Raw genomic sequence first — 20479 nt, 5'->3', positions numbered from 1 at the left:
ATGAAAAAAGAACATATTCCTAATGCTTTAACACTCGGTCGTATTTTAGTGATTCCGATCTTTATACTTGTTTTGAGTGTGTGGGATAGCCTGGCTAGTCATATTGTAGCGGCGATACTGTTTGCCTTTGCTAGTTTGACGGATTATCTTGATGGATACTTGGCGCGTAAATGGCAGGTAGTGACGAATTTTGGAAAATTTGCTGATCCAATGGCAGATAAGATTTTGGTGATGACAGCCTTTATTATGCTAGTAGAGCTAGGGTTTGCTCCAGCTTGGATTGTAGCGATTATTATTTGCCGAGAATTAGCTGTAACTGGTCTGCGTTTGCTCTTGGTTGAAAATGGCGGAACAGTGCTTGCTGCTGCGTTACCTGGTAAAATCAAAACATTTTCTCAGATGTTTGCTATTCTCTTGCTCTTATCCCATTTCCAGTTATTAGGAACGTTTACCCTCTACATTGCCCTATTTTTCACCCTTTATTCAGGTTATGATTATTTCAAGGGCGCCTCTTATTTATTTAAGGATACCTTTAAGTAATGACAAATATTATTGAAGTAAAACATGTACGCTATAAATATGATCCAGAAGATGAGCACTATACCCTGAAGGATGTGTCGTTTCACGTGAAACAAGGAGAATGGCTTTCCATTATCGGTCATAATGGTTCAGGGAAGTCAACGACCGTTCGTCTGATCGATGGTCTTTTGGAGGCAGAAGTTGGGGAGATAGTCATAACAGGTGATGTCTTAACACCAGCAAATGTCTGGGAAAAACGCCGTCAGATTGGGATGGTTTTTCAAAATCCTGATAATCAGTTTGTTGGAGCCACGGTTGAAGATGATGTTGCTTTTGGCTTAGAAAATCAAGGCGTCCCGACAGAAGAAATGGAGCAGCGAGTACAGGAAGCCTTGGAATTGGTTGGAATGACGGAGTTTAAAAAGCGTGAACCGGCAAGACTATCTGGTGGTCAGAAACAGCGCGTTGCGATTGCAGGAGTGGTTGCTTTGCGACCAACTATTATTATTCTTGATGAGGCGACCAGCATGTTGGATCCAGAAGGGCGTTTGGATTTGATTCGAATTGTCAAGGACATCAAGGAAAAGTATCAGATTACAGTGATCTCCATTACGCATGACTTGGCTGAAGTAGCCTTGAGCGACCGAGTGATGGTCATGAAAAAGGGGCAGATTGAATCCATTAGTAGTCCAGCAGAACTATTTATGCGTGAAGATTTACAGGCTTTGGGATTAGATCAGCCATTTACGGTAGCCTTAATGCAACAATTACGTGAACAAGGGCTTGAGATTCCCTTACGCTATTTTACAGAAGAGGAACTAGAAGAAACACTATGGGCATTACTCTCCAACAAGTAGATTATACATATCAGGCTAACACACCTTTTGAAGGACGTGCGCTTTTTGGTGTTGATTTGGAGATTATGGACGGATCTTATACAGCTCTCATCGGTCATACTGGGTCAGGAAAATCAACGATTTTACAGTTATTAAATGGGCTGAATATCCCAACATCAGGGACTGTTTTGATTGATGATTTTTGTATTACTCCGACCTCTGCCAATAAAGATATTAAGCAAGTGCGGAAGAAAGTGGGGCTTGTGTTCCAGTTTCCAGAAAGTCAGGTTTTTGAAGAAACGGTTTTAAAAGATGTTGCCTTTGGACCACAGAACTTCGGTGTGTCAAAAGAAGAGGCAGAAGCAACTGCCCGGGAAAAATTAGCCTTGGTTGGGATCTCAGAAGATTTGTTTGACCGTAGCCCCTTTGAATTGTCTGGCGGACAAATGCGACGGGTTGCTATTGCAGGTATCCTAGCTATGGAGCCTAATGTCCTGGTCCTTGATGAGCCGACAGCAGGACTTGATCCGGCAGGTCGTAAGGAGTTGATGTCTATTTTTAAAGACCTCCATCGTTCAGGAATGACCATTGTGTTAGTCACCCATTTAATGGATGATGTTGCGGATTTTGCAGACTATGTATTTATTGTATCGAAGGGGAAAGTGGTCGGTTCAGGTTGTCCTAGAGATGTATTTCAGGAAGTTGATTTTATGGAAAGTATGAAGTTGGGAGTTCCTAAAATTACAAAATTTGCAGCAAATTTGGAACGTAGGGGATTCGTTTTTGAGCGTTTACCAATCACTATAGATGAATTTGTTGAGGTGGTCGTGCATGGATAAGTTGATTTTAGGTCGGTATATCCCAGGAAATTCGGTAATTCATCGCTTGGATCCGCGTAGTAAGCTACTGGCGATGATGAGCTTTTTATTGATTGTTTTTTGGGCTAATAATTTGGTGACCAATGCTCTCTTATTCATCTTTGTTTTAACCCTTGTAGTTTTGTCCAAGATAAAATTGAGCTTTTTCATCAATGGTATCAAGCCAATGATTGGCATTATCTTATTTACAACCTTTTTCCAAGTCTTTTTCACAGGTGGTCGTGAGATTTTGTGGCAATTCTGGATTTTGAAAGTGACGGAGGAAGGACTTCAACAGGCAGGCATTATCTTTGTTCGCTTTGTCTTGATTATTTTTTTATCAACGCTCTTGACCTTAACGACGATGCCACTTAGCTTGGCAGATGGTATTGAAGCAGGACTTGCTTCTCTTACTTATGTGAAAGTACCGGTGCATGAAATTGGTTTGATGCTATCGATGAGTTTGCGCTTTGTACCGACCTTAATGGATGATACGACACGAATTATGAATGCTCAGCGGGCACGTGGAGTTGATTTCGGAGAAGGTAGCCTCATTCAAAAGGTAAAATCTGTTATTCCTATTTTGATTCCGCTCTTTGCTTCAAGTTTTAAGCGAGCAGATGCCTTGGCAACAGCCATGGAAGCGCGTGGTTATCAAGGTGGTGATGGACGAACCAAGTACCGTAGACTAGAATGGAAGTTGGCAGATAGCTTGGTTTTAGTTGTCATGTTGACTTTAGGTCTTCTTCTTTATTATCTGAAAAGTTAGTGAAAAAATGAGAAAAAGCGCTAGAATAGCGCTTTTATAGTTGAATTTAAACCTATTTGTAACATTTGTAATCTTTTCACAAAATAAGAGTAATATTTTGATTGTATGATAGAGAACAGTTGAAAGAAAGGATTACATATATCATATGATAATATCAAGTAAAAAACTAACATTAACGATTGCAGGTTTGATTGCAATGACTGCTTTCCTGTTTGTGGATGTCGTAAGTGCCGATACTTACAAGGTCAAATCTGGAGATACCCTATCTCAAATAGCGCATACTCATCAAACAACTGTTGCAGAATTGGTCGCATTGAATCAGATTAAAAATCCAAATTTGATTTATGTGAATCAAGTGTTGGAATTGCATAAAGGCACAGAGGCAGTGACAAATGTCTCGTCGGTAGAAACTGCTAAACCAGAAGCTCAAGAGGTTTCGGTAGCCTATACTTCTACGGTAGTAGGCGATGAAGCTGCCGCGAAGGAATGGATTGCTCAAAAGGAATCAGGGGGTAGTTATACTGCTCAAAATGGTATCTATTATGGTCGTTATCAGTTGACAAATAGCTATTTGAATGGTGATTATTCAGCAGAAAACCAAGAGCGTGTGGCAGATGCCTATGTTGCGAACCGTTATGGCTCATGGTCAGCTGCAAAACAATTCTGGTTGGCAAACGGTTGGTACTAAGTTAAAAAGATCGAATGTTTTCGGTCTTTTTATTTTCTGAATTATAAAGACCGTCTTATTGATCGGGTAAAATCTTGTGGGGATATTTTGAATTTTATTCGTCGAGAAGACAGCAGTCTTAGACTTTATAAGGCTTATTTTTGTAAAAATAAGCTCTGTCCAATGTGTAACTGGAGGCAGTCGATGAAATACTCTTATTAGACTTCTCAAGTAGTCGATGAAGCTATTAAAGTACAACGAAAAGGGCGTTTTTTCTTCTTGACCTCGATGTAAAAAATGTGCAAGTAGTTGATAACTTGTATAATGGCTTGTATCGAAAAAGACAAATTGGTTATGGTGGAGTATTTAGAGAAATTTGTAAGAGGTTGCAATTGACTGATGTTGAAAATGGAGATTTGATTCATACTTCTGAAGATGAAAATGATGTTTCAGTTGGAATAAAAATCGTCGCAATTTGGAATGCGACGAAACAAAATGATTTGATAAATGAAGAGTTGGGAAATATAACACCAACTTTTTTATTGTAACATAAATATTTTTAAAAATATAGTCTTGTTTTTATTGGAAATTTGATGTATATTGAAGTTGTAAAAATCCAATAAAAGAAAAAGGAGGAAAGTTTTATTGCAATTATCGAAAAAGAGGTTAAAATTATGAATAGTAAAGATAAATTTTTGGGTTTCTTTTTAGTTATACTAGGAATAATTGTGTAATGAAAATATTACTGATTTTTATAACATTTTTATTGGAGTATGTTTACGTTTATCGTTATTGATAAAGATTATTATTAAAATTAAAAAAGATAATTAATTTTCAGTTGTTGGCTATGAAATGACGATAATCAATTGGGGTCAATCTGGTTTATCAAAGTATATTGACGACTATAATCAATCAGTATTAAATATGCTTACAATGGTACCCTAGTAGCTACTGTTGATTCAAGTGTTAGTGCAAGTGCAAAAGCAGAGTTGGCTGGAGCTGGATTTAGTGTAAGTTATACTTCTGGTTTTGCTACTTACTACAGACGTCCATTTAGTCAAAATGGAACGATTAGTTTATATTAGTTTATTTGGATAGGGATAATATGAATTTTAAAATTGAAAGATACGGTTTTATATTACTTTCTTTTTCTATTGTTTGTGCATCTATCATACTAGGTTGGTTTATTTACAGTGGTTTGGATGCTCTTGGACAACATATTTTTAATGGGCTTATGAGCTCGAGGTAAAAAATTTTGGTAGGGGATTAGAATTTCAATTTTTATAGTTTTATATTTTAAACCGACAAAAACTACCATAAAATGATTTTAGCATTCTTTTGTGAGGGTGCTTTTTCGTGCGTTGGTTCGCACGATTAGCTCTCTGCAAGAATCTCTCGGAAGGAGCGTTTGCGTTTTGATGAACCGATAGGTTTGTCAAAACAGCATAAACGTTTACTTTTTTGGAAAAAATAACAAAAATTTGATACAGTCATTTAGTTTATAAACAGAATTCCAAAACTTCCCACACAGAGCCCTGTTTTCTTAGTCATTCCCTCACTTTCTCCTTTAAATTAGCTCAGGTTTGCTCAATAGGCTTCAATTCTGGAGAATAAGCAGGAAATTGGAAATAGAGAAACGGAGTTTCCACAATCGTTGAAGTAATAAAAGATAAACGAAATGAGTATATAGCAGATACGTTGTACCTCTAATTTTAACCATTGAAAGATAGGATAGCGAAATCATAGTTTTCCTAAATAGAAATAGGATGCAAAATACCTAGAGGAAAAACGATTAAGTTGGGGACTAGCATAAAGTTTCTCTTCTTATACTAAAAAGGGGCATCACTTTTGTGGGCTCCTTTGCTTTCGTTGGAACGATTTTGAAGCCTAACACATGACTTCTTACTTGAGTAGGATCGTTCAAAGTCAGTAATTACTTAGAATAAGTTGTCAAAAGGCTTAGACTAGTATGCACAGTAGTGTGAGTAAGAGGGACGAGAAAGGTCTCTCTTTCATTAAAATTTCTTAATTCCTAGTCATTTCCAAAGATGTGCTGAGCGAGGCATTTTCCAGTCGGAGTGATGGCAAGTCCACCTTCTGCTGTTTCTCGAAAGGCAGTTGGAAGGCTCGATCCGACTTGGTACATAGTAAGAATGACCTCGTCTACAGGAATTTTTGACTCGATTCCTGCTAGCGCCATATCCGCTGCAACGAGTGCATAGCTTGCTCCCATGGCATTGCGTTTAACGCAAGGGACTTCAACAAGCCCAGCAACCGGATCGCAGATTAGACCAAGCATATTTTTAATGACAAAACAAACAGCCTGGCTGGCTTGAAAGGCGTTTCCGCCTGCGGCTAAGGTGAGGGCAGCAGCAGACATAGCTGCAGCGGATCCAACCTCTGCCTGACAGCCTCCTTCTGCTCCAGAAATGGAAGCGTTATTTGCGATGACAAGTCCAAAAGCTCCTGCTGTAAAGAGAAAGTCAAGCTGTTCTTTTTCTGTTAAATCAAGTTTATCAATAGCGGCTCCTAAAACAGCAGGCAGGCAACCGGCAGACCCAGCAGTAGGTGTGGCGCAGACAAGTCCCATTTTGGCATTCAATTCATTAACAGCGATGGCGTTACGGGCAGCAGAGAGAATCGTTTTATCTGCTAGGGTTTTACCAGACTGGAGATAGCGTTCGAGCTTGGCGGCATCACCTCCTGTCAGCCCAGATACTGATTTACTTTCAGATAGACCATCTACAATAGAAGATTTCATGACTGTCAAGTTTCTTGACATAATTGTCAATATTTCCTCGCGAGAGCGTCCAGTGAGTTCGATTTCAGTTTCAATCATCAGTTCAGCCACATTTCCTGAAAATCTTTCAGTAGCCTGTGTAATTAGTTCTTCAATTGTATAAAACATCGTTTTCTCTTTCTAGTTAAAGAAGTTGACATTGTGTAAATGTGGAATCTTTTCAATTTCAGTAATGGAGTTCCCGCATTGTCTGGAATCAACCTCAATAATCATAATTGCTTTTTCTCCAGCACTTTCACGGGTTACATTCATCTGTGCAATATTGATTTCATTTTTTGAAAGAATATCTGTCACTTTCGCAATCATTCCAGGCACATCTTGGTGGACAATGATGATGGTTGGTGTGTTCATATTGAGATTCACTGCAAAGCCGTTTAACTCCGTTACTTGGATATTTCCTCCGCCAATCGATACCCCTGTTGCAGAAATGGTTTTGGCATCATTTTTGATGATAATACGGGTCGTATTGGGATGTGGGCTATTGCTATCCTTATTGATTTTCCAATAGACCTTTATTCCTCTTTCTCGAGCAATATCAAGAGAATCTGGAATGCGAGGATCATCAGTATCCATTCCTAAGATGCCGGCTACTAGCGCAACATCGGTTCCATGTCCCCGGTAGGTTTTAGCAAATGAATTGTAGAGTTGAAATTCGACCTCTGTAGGTGTCTCTCCAAAGATAGAGGAGACGATTTTGCCGATACGAACAGCTCCGGCTGTATGGCTAGATGACGGACCAATCATAACGGGGCCGATAATGTCGAATACGGATTGAAACTTTAAATTTGTCATAATGTTCTATTTTACCCCTTGAAAATGTTGATATAATAGGATTTTTCAGAGGTTTACACTCTAAAAAATATAAATTTGTTCACCTTTTTGTGGACTAGAGAGAATTGATAGCTTTTTCAAAATAGGAAACAGCTTCATTTTCTTTGTCTTTGGATAGATGAGAATAGACATCTAACGTCATGGTTATATTGGCATGACCTAGACGATATTGTAGTTCTTTGTAAGTTATGCCAGCGTTCAGCAATAAACTAGCGTGAGTGTGTCGGAAAGCATGAAAGGTAAAGCGAGGGACACCAGCCTCTCTACAGTATCGGTCTAGCGCAACTTGTCTAGTAGCCAAGTTTTGGTACTCTTTCGTTGGCGTAGCAAATACCACGGACGGAGAACGATCCCCGACTTCTAAGAATATCAGCCGTTGGCGGTTCTGATACTGTTTGAGTATGAGAGCCGTTTTTTTATCTATGCTGATTGTTCTTATCCCTGCTTTGCTCTTCGGGCTTCCTATGTGCTTTACAATGCGGTTATACGCTTTGGTGATACTGATTTTCCTTGTCTCTAGGTCAATATCAGACCATTTGAGGGCTATTATTTCTCCAAAACGGCAACCAGTGGCTAGCAGAACACTGTATAGAACATAATCAAAATAATAGCTATATTTTTGGTGGGATAATGCTTCCACATACTCCATAAAGGTTTTCAAATCCTCGGGAGCGATGAACTTGATAGCCTGGCGTCCTTCTTTTTGCTGAGCAGGTAGGATAATATCCCGGGCTGGGTTATATGGAAGTAACTGCATAACAACAGCATACTGAAGAATGCGCCGATTGATTGAATGGATTGTTTTAAAATTTACCAGCTCTTTCGATAAGTTATTTACAAAGTATTGTATGAACGCAGGGGTGATACTGTCTAATTTCAAACTACCAAACGTTGGCAGTAGGTGCTTTTTGAATAAAAAGTAGGTATCGTGGTAGCTTTGAGGTTTTACGGTTAGCTTGTAGCTTTCAAGCCATAACTTTGCTAACTCTTTATAATTGGCAACTTTTACCGTCTTGTAGACTGTCGCCCCGCTCTTATCAAAATCCAGTTGCGCATGCCTCGCCTTTTGGCTAACCTCTTTCTTGGTTCTTCCCGATACAGTGGTTTTTACTTTCTTACCCGTTACCTGGTCTACTCCCAGATAGACACTAGCACGGTACACAGTAGTACCATTTTTCTTTTTGTGTTCTGTTATTTTCATGATATACCTTTCCATCAGCAGGCAAGCCATTGTTAGAGGGGTTTTATATCATGATGATTTGTGGTACAATGTAATTAGATGTAATCGCAGTCAGTACGAGCAGTGCTGGCTTTTTTGTGTCTGAGTGTTACGAGAATAGCCCTATTTTCGTTTGTTTTGGAGTAGGTTGCTAATTATGCTAATGTAGGACAGAATGCCGTAGAGGGCTTGAAAATGCGTTGTCTGATGTGCGGTATTTTGGTATACTATTGTAGCCCTCTTGGGATAGAAAGGGGGTGAAATGCTTATGACAACATTTCTTACCGTATTTATTGCACCTTTGCTAGCCGCTATCCTGACAGCATTGTTTGAGTATTGGCTCAACTCACGCAATAAATAACCCCTAGGGCTTCCGAGCCAAAAGAAAACCCTCAGCGAGGCAACGCTGGGGGCTTTTTGTATGCTCATGACATACATTTCTTACTGTTATAGCTATTATAACATAGATCCCCGGTAGGTTGTCAATTACTTTATATTTCACTAGGTCTTTTTAGATATTCCTAGAATGCCAAAATCAGCGAAAATGGACTTTTCTAGTATTCATATGCCACCGTAGAGCTTCCTAGAGTATTACCTTTTTCATAGTTTGCAGTTGTAACTCCTTACTGATGAAGTACAGGGAACTGTTGGCTGTCCACGCGCAGATGATGAAAATAGCTAACCAGCTCCCAAATACGTCCACATGGTCGCATTTAGGTATTCCTAAAATAAACCGCTTGACTTTTGTTGACTTTTTCAACTGTTAGGAAATGTTAAGTTTTTTTTGCTGTTAACTAATGTTAACTTTTTTCAACTCTTGAGAAAAGTTGAGTTTTTTCACATCCACACGTCCACCAGAGAGCCACTGAGAGGGTAAACCATCAACGATAGGGTAAAGATACCCACTGAGTGGCTAATCACGTATGAGAGCTTCTAGGAGTGTCTGAGACAGCAAGGACTGCGCGTGGGTGAGCTGTTACTCAAATTGAACTGGTTAGTCTTTTGAATTTAGTTTAGCTGTCAAATTTTTTAGAAATAACAAGGCTAGGTTTAGGTCTGTAACACTGTATTTTTCTAATAGCATTGTCTCTGCTTCTTTTTTGCTTTTCCCCTCCTCAAAAGCACCGATAAACTCAAATCCTATACGGGCTATCTTTTGAAAATAGTCTGTCATATTTTGCATAACATCTTTATCTTCTGCACCCTCAATTTTACAAAGAGCTTCCGAATCAATAATTTCTATCATGGTATTCACCCAGATGTCTGCTGTTTCAAGTTTTAGCTTTTCCCCCTCAGAGCTAAATCGTAAGTCTAAATCTGATTTTTTTACGTTTAGAAAATCGGCGATTTTTTGTAGGTTTCCCGCTGTGGGCATTGAGCGTCCTTTTACATATCCCGTTATAGTGCTTTTTGGAATGCCTGTCTTATCGTGTAAATCTATTTGACGTACTCCTTTTTCAGCCATGATTCTATTGAGATTGTTAGAAAAATACTCTCTATTTTCCAAATCTTGAGGGCTATTTTTTGCCATAGCGTTCACTCCTTTCTTGAGAGTATTATAACATAAAAAGCGACAAAGTACGAAAAAAATAATATTTTTTTCAAAAACTATTGACAAGGTACGAAAAAAATAGTACTATCGTTTTATCACTTTTTGAAAGGAGCTAAAAGAATATGACGCAATGGACACTAAAAGCGTGTCGAGTGAACGCAGGTTTGACCTTGCGACAAGTAGCTAAAAAGGTAGGCAAGAATTTTCAGACCATCTCAAAGTACGAAAAAGATAGTACTTTAATTCCTTTTGAGTTGCTAAAAGAACTATCTGTGCTGTATCAAGTGAAGCTAGATGATATTTTTTTAGGAGATAGTACGAAAAAAATAGAACTACCAATCCCAGAAAAATAGAAAGGCAAGCAATGAGAAGAAACTACAGCAAAGTCATTGACGAGCTACGCAATGACTACGGGCTGAATCTTGTAGCCATTGGTCAACGAATAGGAACAGACCCTAGGACAGTTGGCAAATGGTGGCAAGGTAAAAACAAGCCCAACGAAAAAAGCAGGCAGAAGCTAAACAAGTTGTACAGAGAGGTAAAACAGAACATGACAACGCAGGTAAGTATTTTTGATGATACAACAGGGCAAATAATGCAGGTAGTTACTACTACCAATTTTCACGGACAGCCGTTGGACATCTACGGAGACACTCAAGTACCTTGGTTTAGAGCTAAGGACGTGGCTAATATGATTGATTATTCAGTAGCAAGTATGAATAAATTTTTGCAATCGGTAGATGAAGATGAAAAGGAACGGAAGAATATTCCGACCCCTGGAGGTATTCAAAAAACTTGGTTCTTAACAGAGCAGGGACTCTATGAAGTGCTATTCCAATCACGTAAACCAATAGCCAAAGAGTTCAAGAAAGCGGTCAAGCAAATCTTAAAAGAAATCAGACAGCAGGGCTACTACGTGCAGGGTGAACTCATTCAAGACCAACCAACTACAGAGCCTCTACCAGGTATCAGCGACCTAACCTATATCAAGAATAAGATTGCCGAGGTGCAGGATATGGACAACTTAGCAGACATCACCGCAGGTCTTGAGCGGGTGGCTAAGCTGGTGGCAGTGATTGGAGGTTAGGCAATGGAACTAGTTTACATGGACGGACGAAAAGAGCCGTATACATTGAGCAGTATTATTGCAGAGTGTGCAGAGGTAAAACACAGGCATTTGAAGGTACTGATTAACAAACATAAAGAACGCTTGGAGCATTTCGGAAAGGTGACATTTAAAATTTCACCTTCAAAATCTGGGCAGAATGTACGTGACTATATTCTGAACGAGCAACAAGCGACCCTACTCATAACATTCTTGAAGAATACTGAGCAGGTCGCAACATTCAAAGAGAACCTAGTCAGAGCATTCTTTGAAATGCGGGACGAGCTAGCCAATTTCAAGCTACAGAGAGCGCTAGAAAAGCCAAAGCGCAGAGAATTGCATGAAGCGATTGAGAACTGGGAACAAGCGCCAAAGCACGCGCATTCAACGGTTACCAACCTATTGCTGAAAGGTGCTAGCGGCATGAACAAGAGGCAACTCATGGCTGAACGTGGTGGATACAATGGTATTGATAGCCTAACCAGTAGCGAGCTAGTCAGATACCAAGCCTTAGAGGATATGGCTATCGCGATGATACAGCTAGGCATGACCTACCACGACATCAAGACAATGGTATTCAAAAGAAAAAGCCCTAGTGGCGCGTGAGAGGAGGAACAACCATAGGAATATTGACCGCGATTTTTAAGCTCTTGACGTGGGCATTCTCTGCTGGAGAGTGCAGAATCAATTCTACGCATGACAGAGAAGCATAGAACGCACGAAAACGGAGCTGAAATACTCTCCTAGGGTAAATAAACCTTAGACCAAAACAACTCTCTAAAACGACTGTAGAGACTACGAGAAAGGAGAAAAATGTATCTACCAGAAGAACGGGAAACTGTTATCAGTTATGACGAGCTAGACGATAGTTGGACATTTGAAACAAGTGTCCGTAGACATATTACAAAGATTGAAAAGCGTATCGAGCTATACGAGATACTAGCCGAAGAATTCGACGAGCGAGGGAATCGCGTCTATATTCGTACCAAAATGGCAAACGGAACGGTCAGCCCATTTGCAAGACCCCCAAAAATTTTAACTGATGAACAAAGGAGAGAAATAAGTGAACGAGCTAAGGCACGTTTTAAGGTCACAGAGTAAAGAAATTTATTACTTCTAGCGACTTCAAACCTCTCCCGAGGGTAAATATACCAGCGGAGAGAATGAGAGCTGAAAACGGCTATGATAGCCGTTAAAAATCGACAACAAAAAAGGCTTAGCGAGCGACCAAACTCTCAAGCCTTTTCACACACAAACTAAAACACAATAACAAAGCAGGCAAGCCATTGTTAGAGGGGTTTTAGTGACTTTATTATATCACAAATTTGTGAAACATGCTACCGCAGAAAAATGATTGGATAATAAATGACCTTTGAAAATAGAGTACGCAAAAAATTTTTAAAGTTTAGGGGTTGACAATTATTGACGACATAAACTATAATAGTTCTTGTCGACATGAAAGGAGTGATGAACTCAATGACCGACACCAAAAAACGAGTAGGACGACCAAAGGGAAAAAACTCAAATACTGTTAAATTAACGGTAAGGGTTAGTGAAGAGTTAGACAGCAAGCTGAATAAGTATGCTGAAGAAAATAACTTGACTAAACCCGAGACTTTGAGAAAAGCCTTTGAGAACCTTACAAGATAAAAAGAAAGACCTGCTACACTCTCAAACGCCAATCCGACAGTGTAACAAGTCCGACGACCCACAAAGTAGGTACGTAAATATTATAACATGCGTACTCTATTTTGTGAACCAAAAAATTACAGAAGAAAGGGAGTACGCTTTTTGTGTACTCAAAAAACAGGAAAATGACAACATCAATACAAGAATTAGTATCAGAATTGAAAATTATCAAAAGTGCCTTGGGTTATGTAGTTGATTATTTAGATAATGCTACCACCGCACCCGAACAAAGAACAGGCTATCTACTAGGTCAAGAAGAGAATTATACTCTTGCATATCTTGCATTCCAGCACTTGCATTGCTTGATTGAAGATAACGAACAGAGATAAGGAGAGACAATGAAAACCATGGAGAAAATCGATGTATTAACTGAATATGAAAATTTATTGAACTATGTAGACGAGGTTCGTAAAAGCATGGATATTCTTTACAACTATATGAATAAAAGAATTGACTATCAAAACCCGGTTGCTATCAGTTGTTTTTTAGAGGAGCGGGAGTCACAATTCGCACTGCTTAACCTAGCAATGTGTCGCTTAGACAGTCTATCTCATGAGCACAGGGCGCTTATTAACCAAGCAATGGAGGAATCACACAATGATTGATTATGACGACGTAAAAGCACAACTAATAGACCTTGTAGCAATTTCAGACCTAGCAATCGTTGACGGGGAGCCAAATAACATCTATTCAGCTTTGAACGTTATGCAACGGGCTATCAAACAGCTAGTCAATAAGTTGGAAGAGAGGGAAAAATTATGATAGATGAACTCAACTTACCAATGGAACAGAAGCTAGTCTTGGTGATTGTCCTAGCAATTGTGAACATCTTTCTATGGCGCAATCTGGGCTATTTTCAGCTTGATATGAAGCCCCAAAACGAGCCAGAGGGTAAAGATACCAAGAAGCTACAAAATGCCAACTATGGGGCTTATATTCAAGCCCAAGGGCGGTATTACAATTAGGAGGTACTGAATGACATTGCCAAAAAACTATAGGCGCGTGCTAGAGCTTATCCCAACAGGTAGCGAGCGACCTATCACGAATCGAGAAATACAACAAATAACTGGGCTAAATGAACGGACGATACGGGAAATTGTGCAACTGCTGACCACTCGCTATAAAATCCCTATCGGTAACGTTAGAGGACACAACCCAGGCTACTACTTTCCAACCAATGACGCAGAACGCTTCCAGGGCATGATAGAGCTTGATAAGCAAGTCACCGAAGAACAGAAGCGCCTTGAGGTGATTAAGTATGGCAATTTGAATGAACAAGACAAATACTTGAAAGGGGGCTAGTATGGACGGTATTTTTAGTACAGGATATGAACAACGACTACTAGAGCAGAACCTTTCAGCAGTCAATACCTTTCTGGAACACTACAACAAGCCCAAGCCTCGAGTATTGGGGTTGATAACTGCCCAAGAGGTACAAAATGAACTAGAGATAAGCTGGAACACTTTGCAGAAATGGGAGGACACAGGCTTGAAACGCTATCAGCCACCGCTTGAGGATACTCGAAAAGTGTACTATAGAATAAAAGATATTCTGATTTTTTTGGGGGTGGAGAATGGGCGGTAAACATCTAAAGCACCCAGCACTACAAGGGTTGCGGATTGGTCAAGAAAGTAAGACAAAAGACAGGCAACTAACTTTTGAACAGGTCAAGGAACGGCAGAGATTAAAGAAATTAAAAAAGAAACGGAGGGGCTAATATGGTACTTTATCAAGCTAAAGGTTTCAGAGGCAATGCGGTCTATCCGTTTGATAAGCTAGAACCGTTTGAGTATATCGCACAGTTTAAGCCTATAGCAGTGCCTAAAGGCATTGATATTGAAGAATACAAGCGAACAGATGCCCCTTACTGTATCAGCGGTAAGCTAAAAGCTGAGAAGAACGGGAGCTACAAGCGCAATAATGACAACCTTATCTATCGTGATTTGATTTTTCTGGATTATGATGACATTGAAAGCGCGTCGAAAGAGTTTATACAAGCCGTTTCTAGCGCCTTATTTGGCTACTCCTACATCTTATACCCGACCATTAAACACACGGCAGAAAAGCCCCGCTATCGCCTTGTAGTGAAGCCTGACAAGGTGATGAACGAGGCAAGCTATTGCCAAGTAGTCAAAGAGATAGCCGACAAAATTGGGCTACCCTTTGACCGTTCTAGCTTCACATGGTCGCAATTGCAGGGCTTACCCGTCACTACTGGTGACCCAGCGGAATATCAGAAAATCGTAAATCGTGGACGGGATTACCCCGTTGAAGCAGTTCTAGCACGCGCACCAGCCAAACCTATGAAGACTGAATACAAGCCTAGGAGAGCTGGACAACCCTCAATGACTATGCGCATTATAGACACTCTGCTAAACGGTTTTGGAGATGAGGGAGGACGAAACATAGCGGTAACTCGTTTCGTGGGCGCTTTAATAGGTCAGTACGTCCGTTGTGATGTCCCGACAGCGTGGGAACTAACTCAAATAGCAAATAGTGTGACGTCTGCCCCCTTGGCAGATGATGAACTGGAACGAACCTTTGAAAGCATCGTAAAAACAGAAATCAGAAAGAGAGGATTAGGATTATCGAAGTAGAAAACTTACAAGCAGAACTTGAACAGGCGCAAGCAGTAGCGGACTTTTCAGAGCCTGCGAGCATGAAAGAATTGTACAATACCTTGTACGAACTAGGCGCATTGTGGAGAGAGGAACACAAGTACATCGTGAACGAGGGTCAGAAGAATGAAAAAGTTGTTGTCCCTATTCCCGAGCCGAAAGATATTGCAAAAAATCTAAAAGCGGTTTGTCACTTTGCCTTTATCGGCAGGGGTGACGTGACAGATAAAAGCCCCTTGTATGTGTATAACTATGACACAGGGCTATATACGGACAGCGTGGACTTGTTCAATCGCTTATGTGCGAAATTTGACAGCAGGCTAAAGCCTAGAGCTTGGGCGGACACTCGGGCATTTATCCGGACAAGTACCAAGATGATAAAGCCGTTTGAAAATCCCGACCTCATACCTGTGGCCAATGGCATGTTCAACCTAAAAACAAAAAAGTTACTCGCTTTTTCTCCTCAGTATGCAATCACTAGCAAAATCAACACACAGTACAATGCAGCAGCTAGAAAGCCTATTCTTGCAGGGTGGTTTGATTTTGATAAGTGGTTGGAGAGTATCGCTTGCGGTGATGTTGAAGTCGTCGCGCTTCTATGGCAGATTATGAACGAAGCCATCAATCCCAACCGCACGAGAGGAAAGCTCGCGATACTCCTGGGATACGGGAACAATGGTAAGGGAACATTTCAAAGCCTGCTAATTAACTTGATAGGTGTTGATAAAGTTTCAACTTTGAGACCCGACCAGTTTGAGGGACATCAACTAAGTAGCTTAGCTGGCAAGGTTTGTAACATTGGTGACGATATTTCCAACAAGTACATCGATGAAGTGTCTGACTTGATGAGTATTGTCACAGGGGAGACTATCACAATCAATCCCAAGCACCAACAGCCTTTTGAGTTGAGTTTGAAGCTGTTCTGTCTCTTCTCGGGAAATGATTTACCACGTGCGCGGAACAAATCACAAGGCTGGTATCGTCGTTTGTGTATCGTTCCATTCAATGCGGATTTCAACGGTCAAGTAGAGCGTCCCGAGATTAAGAATGAATTTCTAAAGGATAGAGAGCTTTTGGAGTGGGTGCTATTTAGGATCCTGAATATGCCAGCTTTTGATAAGTTTATCGAGCCTAAAGTGGTGCAGGAAGAGCTGAAGAAGTACAAGAAAGAGAATGACTATCTTGTCGCATTCGTTGAAGATGATTATACAGAACGAGGCTTACATCTGATTACGAGAGTACCCCTCAAATGGATAAAAAGCGAGTATATTACTTTTTTAGCAGAAAATGACCTATCTGCCAATATCCCATACGGGTTTGGGAAGTATTTTGTGAAATCCCTACAAAATCATACAGGGGATAGTTATTCGTTGAAACGGGGACGGCTAAAAAAGGAAGAAGCCAAAGCGTTCCCGTATCCTTTGACCCTAACAGATTATACTGAGACCCCTCAAAGTTTAGTAGAGAAAAATAAATAAAAATGTAGCAGTTGTAGCAGTTCTTGTAGCACCTATTTTGCGAGAAGCGCTACATAGAAAAGCCAATAATGACAAGGTTTTTCGCTCTTTTGTAGCACTTGTGCAGTTGTTTTTTATTTAAGATATAGGGAGAAACAAAATATATAGCTATATATATATTTCGGACATTTTTTTCAAACAACTGCTACATTGGTACTTAGAGGGCTGAAACCCTAATGCCACAAGGTTTTTGGGTGTAGCACTTCTTTTTCTAAACAACTGCTACATTTTACATAAATTTAAAAAACGGAGGAAAAAACACATGAAAGTACAATTTTTTAGTAGTCAATATTTGCACAAATTAGAATCTAGAATCAACACATGGCTTGAAACCCACCGAGACCAGTTTCAATCGATACAATATTCAACAACAACTGTCACACCCGATAACGAACCTCTTTACACCGCAATGGTCGTGTATAAGGAGAAACCATATGGCGAAATCTAACCACTACCGCTATCAGACAGGCGCAAAGAATTTTGACACTATCAAGAACATCAAGCTAGGAATACAAGGCTACATTATTGGCTTGTATTCACGTCCTGCCGTTGAGGTGGAACTAACTGAACTACCTGCAGGTTGGCGACTAGTTGCGGAATATGAAGCAGACCATGACTTGACCGAGAACCTGGAACGAATTGCAAGTACATACAAAAAGGAGAACTAAAATGCAAAACATTCATAAAATCAATGACACTTGGGGGAGTTTTAATAAAAAAGGGAAAACTTCTCAATGGGTGAACTTAAAGACAGGCGAACGATACGACGCATTGAATAAGGAGAGTTTTTCCGAATTTATCAAGCGCTTAGAGGTAACAAAACCCATGACCCTAGCAGAGTTCAAGAAGTGGGTAGAGGAGACCCTCGACCTTGCGGAAATGGTACAGGACTATCGAGATAAACTACCAGAAGCAGACCGTGAACAGTTCGAGGGGCTTTCGTTTGCCGTTTGGAATTGCCTAGAATCAATCCCTTACATGTTGGAGAGTGGAGAGTTAACTTATAAACCAATGGAGAACCAAGGAATGAACAACGATATCGAAAAAAGCTACATCAATGCGCGTGTAAAACAACTCAAAGAAAAAAGCCATGAGGGCTTAGTAGAGTTAGTAGCTAATTATGAGCTGGAGTTGCTTGATTATACGGAGCGATTGCTAGCTGATGAACCAATACCCCTAAATAGTACGACCGCAGAGGGTACGCTAGGAATACTTGATAATGGCGCTTTAGAGCTATTGAAAGAGTTGGACGTAGCCAAAGAATACAAGGGGCTACATGATTATACCTAAACGAGAGGAGGCACGCGCCTCTTCTTTTTTTGCTATAATGGATTAAGTAAATAGATTTGGGTGTTTCAGCATATATAGGGAGTAACTAGAAAATGAAAGTAACTAGAATAAGTATTGAAGGATTTATCCGACCTTTGAAGAAAATGGAGACAAGCAAAATCAAGACAAAATCTATAGAGGTTGACTTGGAGGAACTGATTATCAGATACGGTATGAACACCTTTCCCCTTGAGCGAATACCAGGTACAAAAGGAGGCTATCGCTATTTCTTTTCTTGTCCTCAATGTGGCAGACGGTGCAGAGTGATGTATAAGGTCTCTACGCTCTACGCTTGCGGAACTTGTCAAGACATTCACAGGGATACGCTAAACCGAACTAAAACAGATTGTACTTACTACTGGGAGCGAGCTTTGAGAGAAGCTAGGAAAATACAACCAAACTACACCCCCAAACTAGGTGGCTACATGTTTGACAAGTTTCCAAAGCGTCCTAAACGCATGAGATTAACCACCTACTTGAAGCATTGGCGGAAATTTATGAAGTATCTGGACAAGGGGGATAGTTATTGGGGAGTGTGACAAATCGTGACTTTTTTTTGGAACGCGGGTGCAGTTTTGCAAAACAAATAAATAACAATAGTTCCTCAAATCACTAAGGTTTTACAAAGGTACAGAGAATTGAAAAAACTGGTGAGGTTTAGGCTAGGTACGGGGAGTTGAAAAGCACGATTTCAGGAATCGAACCTCGAGCGAAGCTCGAGAAAATCTTTCATGAACTCCGAGCGAACGCCGAGAAAAATTGCAAAAAAAGCCAGCGTGTACTGACTCCTTGTGAATAATAACTGGTAAATCTATTATATCACAAAGGAGGGCAATCAATGAACAAGAAGCAAGCTAGAAAATACGCTAATCGAAAACTAAAAGAGTTCGAGAGGTGGCAGAGGGTCGCTCAAGATGACGCTTTAGCTTATACAGATGATTATATTCTACAGACAGAGGGCGAGGACTTTCAACGTGTAGAGCAGTTAGAGATTAACCGAGAGACCGCACAGCAAGAATTGAACGCCATAAAATCGGCAATCAATTCTATCAATGACACCAGGTTGCGCCAATTATTGATATTGAATTATCTAGAACGCAAACCGATTGAGCAAGTACGTCCGAGGATAAAAAGCAAGTACAAGCCGTATAAAGCAATCGAAGCACGTCAATATCATAACTTGAAAAAGGTTGCTTTGCTAGAGTTCGCCAAACAATACAGAAATGGAGTGCTTGAAACGTTGTCAGATTCAAATTAAGCTAGGTTTCAGCCGTTCTTTTAGCTTGTCTGATAAATCACCACAGATAGACTAAAAACCGTTAGAAGTGATTTTAGGGGATTTTTATGACTTGTATATTTTTGAAAAATAGTAGAATTTTTACTTGAATACGTGTAACACGTGTGATATAATAATCTTGTCAGGAGGTAAAAGCGCTATGCCTATGACACAAAAAGAAATGGTAAAACTCCTAAGCGCTAATGGTTGGATAAAAACTAAAGGCGGTAAAGGTTCCCATATCAAAATGGAGAAGCGAGGAGAAAGACCTATCACAGTTCCACATGGTGAACTAAACAAGTACACCGAACGAGGAATAAGAAAGCAAGCGGGCATCTAGTCCGCCTCTGCTTTTGAGAGTAACGGAGGTAAACTATGCTTGTCACTTATCCTGCTTTATTTTACTATGATGATACCGACGAAACAGGGGCGCCCTACTTTGTCACCTTCCCAGATTTTGAGCATTCAGGAACTCAAGGAGAGGACATGGCAGACGCTATGGCAATGGCTAGCGATTGGCTAGGAATCAGCCTTGCGCATTACATCGAGAATGGGCGAGATATTCCCACACCTTCCCCTATTAACACCTTATCTTTAGCAGATAATAACCCTTTCCGTGATGATGAGGATATAGAGCTTATCTATGACCCTAGTAAATCTTTTATTTCTATGGTTATGGTAGATGTCGCCGATTATTTAGGCAGTCAAGAACCTATAAAGAAAACTCTAACTATTCCGCGTTGGGCGGATAAGCTAGGGCGTGAATTAGGCTTGAACTTCTCCCAAACACTCACCGAAGCAATCGCAGATAAGAAATTATAGTTATTTCGCTTTAAAAAACATTATTCAGACATTCTGTCACCGAGTTATATTTTGGTAGTAACTCCATGACTT

29 protein-coding genes and 1 pseudogene are annotated in these 20479 nt (G+C 40.2%); 26 read left to right on the top strand and 4 right to left on the bottom strand.

What is annotated here, in order from left to right; translation table 11 throughout:
• The 7 genes from pgsA to ACVPON_RS06435 all read left to right on the top strand — a co-directional run bounded on the left by pgsA (position 1) and on the right by ACVPON_RS06435 (position 4196).
• Positions 1-540 (top strand): CDP-diacylglycerol--glycerol-3-phosphate 3-phosphatidyltransferase, encoded by a 540-nt coding sequence (gene pgsA, locus ACVPON_RS06465; protein WP_462877335.1) that lies wholly within the window; start codon positions 1-3, stop codon positions 538-540.
• Positions 540-1376 carry an energy-coupling factor ABC transporter ATP-binding protein gene (locus ACVPON_RS06460; RefSeq protein WP_462877333.1) on the top strand — a complete coding sequence of 279 codons (837 nt, stop codon included), beginning with the start codon at positions 540-542 and terminating at the stop codon, positions 1374-1376. The genes pgsA and ACVPON_RS06460 overlap by 1 nt, the downstream gene beginning before the upstream one ends.
• Positions 1352-2194 (top strand): energy-coupling factor ABC transporter ATP-binding protein, encoded by an 843-nt coding sequence (locus ACVPON_RS06455; RefSeq protein ID WP_462877331.1) that lies wholly within the window; start codon positions 1352-1354, stop codon positions 2192-2194. Before ACVPON_RS06460 ends, ACVPON_RS06455 begins: the two co-directional genes overlap by 25 nt.
• Complete coding sequence (locus ACVPON_RS06450) at positions 2187-2981, top strand: energy-coupling factor transporter transmembrane component T family protein (RefSeq protein ID WP_462877329.1); 795 nt, start codon at positions 2187-2189, stop codon at positions 2979-2981. Before ACVPON_RS06455 ends, ACVPON_RS06450 begins: the two co-directional genes overlap by 8 nt.
• 145 nt (positions 2982-3126) lie before the next feature.
• Complete coding sequence (gene apf / locus ACVPON_RS06445; protein WP_462877327.1) at positions 3127-3669, top strand: aggregation-promoting factor; 543 nt, start codon at positions 3127-3129, stop codon at positions 3667-3669.
• An 87-nt stretch (positions 3670-3756) separates the two neighbouring features.
• On the top strand, positions 3757-3870 hold the full coding sequence (locus ACVPON_RS06440; protein WP_462877325.1) for a protein rep: 114 nt from the start codon (positions 3757-3759) through the stop codon (positions 3868-3870).
• 77 nt (positions 3871-3947) lie between these two features.
• Entirely contained in the window at positions 3948-4196 is a 249-nt protein-coding gene (locus tag ACVPON_RS06435; protein ID WP_462877323.1) for a protein rep, read from the top strand.
• A gap of 1484 nt (positions 4197-5680) precedes the next feature.
• On the opposite strand, the gene sdaAA is transcribed toward ACVPON_RS06435, so the two are convergent.
• The 4 genes and pseudogenes from sdaAA to ACVPON_RS06415 form a co-directional block, all read right to left on the bottom strand.
• Positions 5681-6556 (bottom strand): L-serine ammonia-lyase, iron-sulfur-dependent, subunit alpha, encoded by an 876-nt coding sequence (gene sdaAA / locus ACVPON_RS06430; protein ID WP_462877321.1) that lies wholly within the window; start codon positions 6554-6556, stop codon positions 5681-5683.
• 12 nt (positions 6557-6568) lie between these two features.
• Positions 6569-7240: an L-serine ammonia-lyase, iron-sulfur-dependent subunit beta gene (gene sdaAB, locus ACVPON_RS06425; RefSeq protein ID WP_462877319.1), complete on the bottom strand. Its 672-nt coding sequence runs from the start codon at positions 7238-7240 to the stop codon at positions 6569-6571.
• Positions 7241-7334: 94 nt separating this feature from the next.
• On the bottom strand, positions 7335-8480 hold the full coding sequence (locus tag ACVPON_RS06420) for a tyrosine-type recombinase/integrase (protein WP_462877317.1): 1146 nt from the start codon (positions 8478-8480) through the stop codon (positions 7335-7337).
• Between the two features lie 1312 nt (positions 8481-9792).
• A pseudogene (locus ACVPON_RS06415) lies at positions 9793-10029 on the bottom strand (helix-turn-helix domain-containing protein); the annotation flags it as partial.
• Between the two features lie 143 nt (positions 10030-10172).
• On the opposite strand from ACVPON_RS06415, the gene ACVPON_RS06410 reads away from it, so the two are divergent.
• From ACVPON_RS06410 to ACVPON_RS06320, 19 genes are all read left to right on the top strand, one after another.
• On the top strand, positions 10173-10403 hold the full coding sequence (locus ACVPON_RS06410) for a helix-turn-helix domain-containing protein (RefSeq protein ID WP_462877315.1): 231 nt from the start codon (positions 10173-10175) through the stop codon (positions 10401-10403).
• Between the two features lie 11 nt (positions 10404-10414).
• Positions 10415-11137 carry a BRO family protein gene (locus tag ACVPON_RS06405; protein WP_462877313.1) on the top strand — a complete coding sequence of 241 codons (723 nt, stop codon included), beginning with the start codon at positions 10415-10417 and terminating at the stop codon, positions 11135-11137.
• A gap of 3 nt (positions 11138-11140) precedes the next feature.
• Positions 11141-11761: a Rha family transcriptional regulator gene (locus ACVPON_RS06400; RefSeq protein ID WP_462877311.1), complete on the top strand. Its 621-nt coding sequence runs from the start codon at positions 11141-11143 to the stop codon at positions 11759-11761.
• Between the two features lie 207 nt (positions 11762-11968).
• A complete protein-coding gene (locus tag ACVPON_RS06395) occupies positions 11969-12256 on the top strand; it encodes a hypothetical protein (protein ID WP_462877309.1) in 288 nt (95 codons plus the stop codon).
• 713 nt (positions 12257-12969) lie between these two features.
• Positions 12970-13173: a hypothetical protein gene (locus ACVPON_RS06390; RefSeq protein WP_462877307.1), complete on the top strand. Its 204-nt coding sequence runs from the start codon at positions 12970-12972 to the stop codon at positions 13171-13173.
• Between the two features lie 9 nt (positions 13174-13182).
• Positions 13183-13449 (top strand): hypothetical protein, encoded by a 267-nt coding sequence (locus tag ACVPON_RS06385; RefSeq protein WP_462877304.1) that lies wholly within the window; start codon positions 13183-13185, stop codon positions 13447-13449.
• On the top strand, positions 13442-13606 hold the full coding sequence (locus ACVPON_RS06380; protein ID WP_462877303.1) for a hypothetical protein: 165 nt from the start codon (positions 13442-13444) through the stop codon (positions 13604-13606). The genes ACVPON_RS06385 and ACVPON_RS06380 overlap by 8 nt, the downstream gene beginning before the upstream one ends.
• On the top strand, positions 13603-13809 hold the full coding sequence (locus tag ACVPON_RS06375; protein ID WP_462877301.1) for a hypothetical protein: 207 nt from the start codon (positions 13603-13605) through the stop codon (positions 13807-13809). Before ACVPON_RS06380 ends, ACVPON_RS06375 begins: the two co-directional genes overlap by 4 nt.
• 10 nt (positions 13810-13819) lie before the next feature.
• Complete coding sequence (locus ACVPON_RS06370; protein WP_462877299.1) at positions 13820-14146, top strand: DNA-binding protein; 327 nt, start codon at positions 13820-13822, stop codon at positions 14144-14146.
• Between the two features lies 1 nt (position 14147).
• Positions 14148-14429, top strand: a complete 282-nt coding sequence (locus ACVPON_RS06365; protein ID WP_462877297.1) for a hypothetical protein — start codon at positions 14148-14150, stop codon at positions 14427-14429.
• Positions 14419-14562 (top strand): hypothetical protein, encoded by a 144-nt coding sequence (locus ACVPON_RS06360; protein WP_462877295.1) that lies wholly within the window; start codon positions 14419-14421, stop codon positions 14560-14562. The genes ACVPON_RS06365 and ACVPON_RS06360 overlap by 11 nt, the downstream gene beginning before the upstream one ends.
• A 1-nt stretch (position 14563) precedes the next feature.
• Positions 14564-15442, top strand: a complete 879-nt coding sequence (locus ACVPON_RS06355; protein WP_462877293.1) for a primase alpha helix C-terminal domain-containing protein — start codon at positions 14564-14566, stop codon at positions 15440-15442.
• Positions 15443-15504: 62 nt separating this feature from the next.
• Entirely contained in the window at positions 15505-16941 is a 1437-nt protein-coding gene (locus tag ACVPON_RS06350) for a DNA primase family protein (protein WP_462877291.1), read from the top strand.
• 473 nt (positions 16942-17414) lie between these two features.
• Positions 17415-17648: a hypothetical protein gene (locus ACVPON_RS06345; RefSeq protein WP_462877289.1), complete on the top strand. Its 234-nt coding sequence runs from the start codon at positions 17415-17417 to the stop codon at positions 17646-17648.
• A 1-nt stretch (position 17649) separates the two neighbouring features.
• Entirely contained in the window at positions 17650-18270 is a 621-nt protein-coding gene (locus ACVPON_RS06340) for a hypothetical protein (RefSeq protein ID WP_462877287.1), read from the top strand.
• 92 nt (positions 18271-18362) lie between these two features.
• A complete protein-coding gene (locus tag ACVPON_RS06335; protein WP_462877285.1) occupies positions 18363-18848 on the top strand; it encodes a hypothetical protein in 486 nt (161 codons plus the stop codon).
• 299 nt (positions 18849-19147) lie between these two features.
• Positions 19148-19567, top strand: coding sequence for an ArpU family phage packaging/lysis transcriptional regulator (locus tag ACVPON_RS06330; protein ID WP_462877283.1), 420 nt, complete (start codon positions 19148-19150; stop codon positions 19565-19567).
• A gap of 178 nt (positions 19568-19745) precedes the next feature.
• The gene (locus ACVPON_RS06325) at positions 19746-19925 is read left to right on the top strand and encodes a type II toxin-antitoxin system HicA family toxin (RefSeq protein WP_462877281.1); all 180 of its coding nucleotides are present in this window, start codon (positions 19746-19748) and stop codon (positions 19923-19925) included.
• 35 nt (positions 19926-19960) lie between these two features.
• Entirely contained in the window at positions 19961-20407 is a 447-nt protein-coding gene (locus ACVPON_RS06320) for a type II toxin-antitoxin system HicB family antitoxin (RefSeq protein ID WP_462877279.1), read from the top strand.
• Positions 20408-20479 lie beyond the last annotated feature (72 nt).

The organism is Streptococcus sp. 1F3 (genome assembly GCF_054968985.1).
Note: the sequence above shows the minus strand (reverse complement) of the source record. Positions and strands in the feature narration are given on the sequence as shown.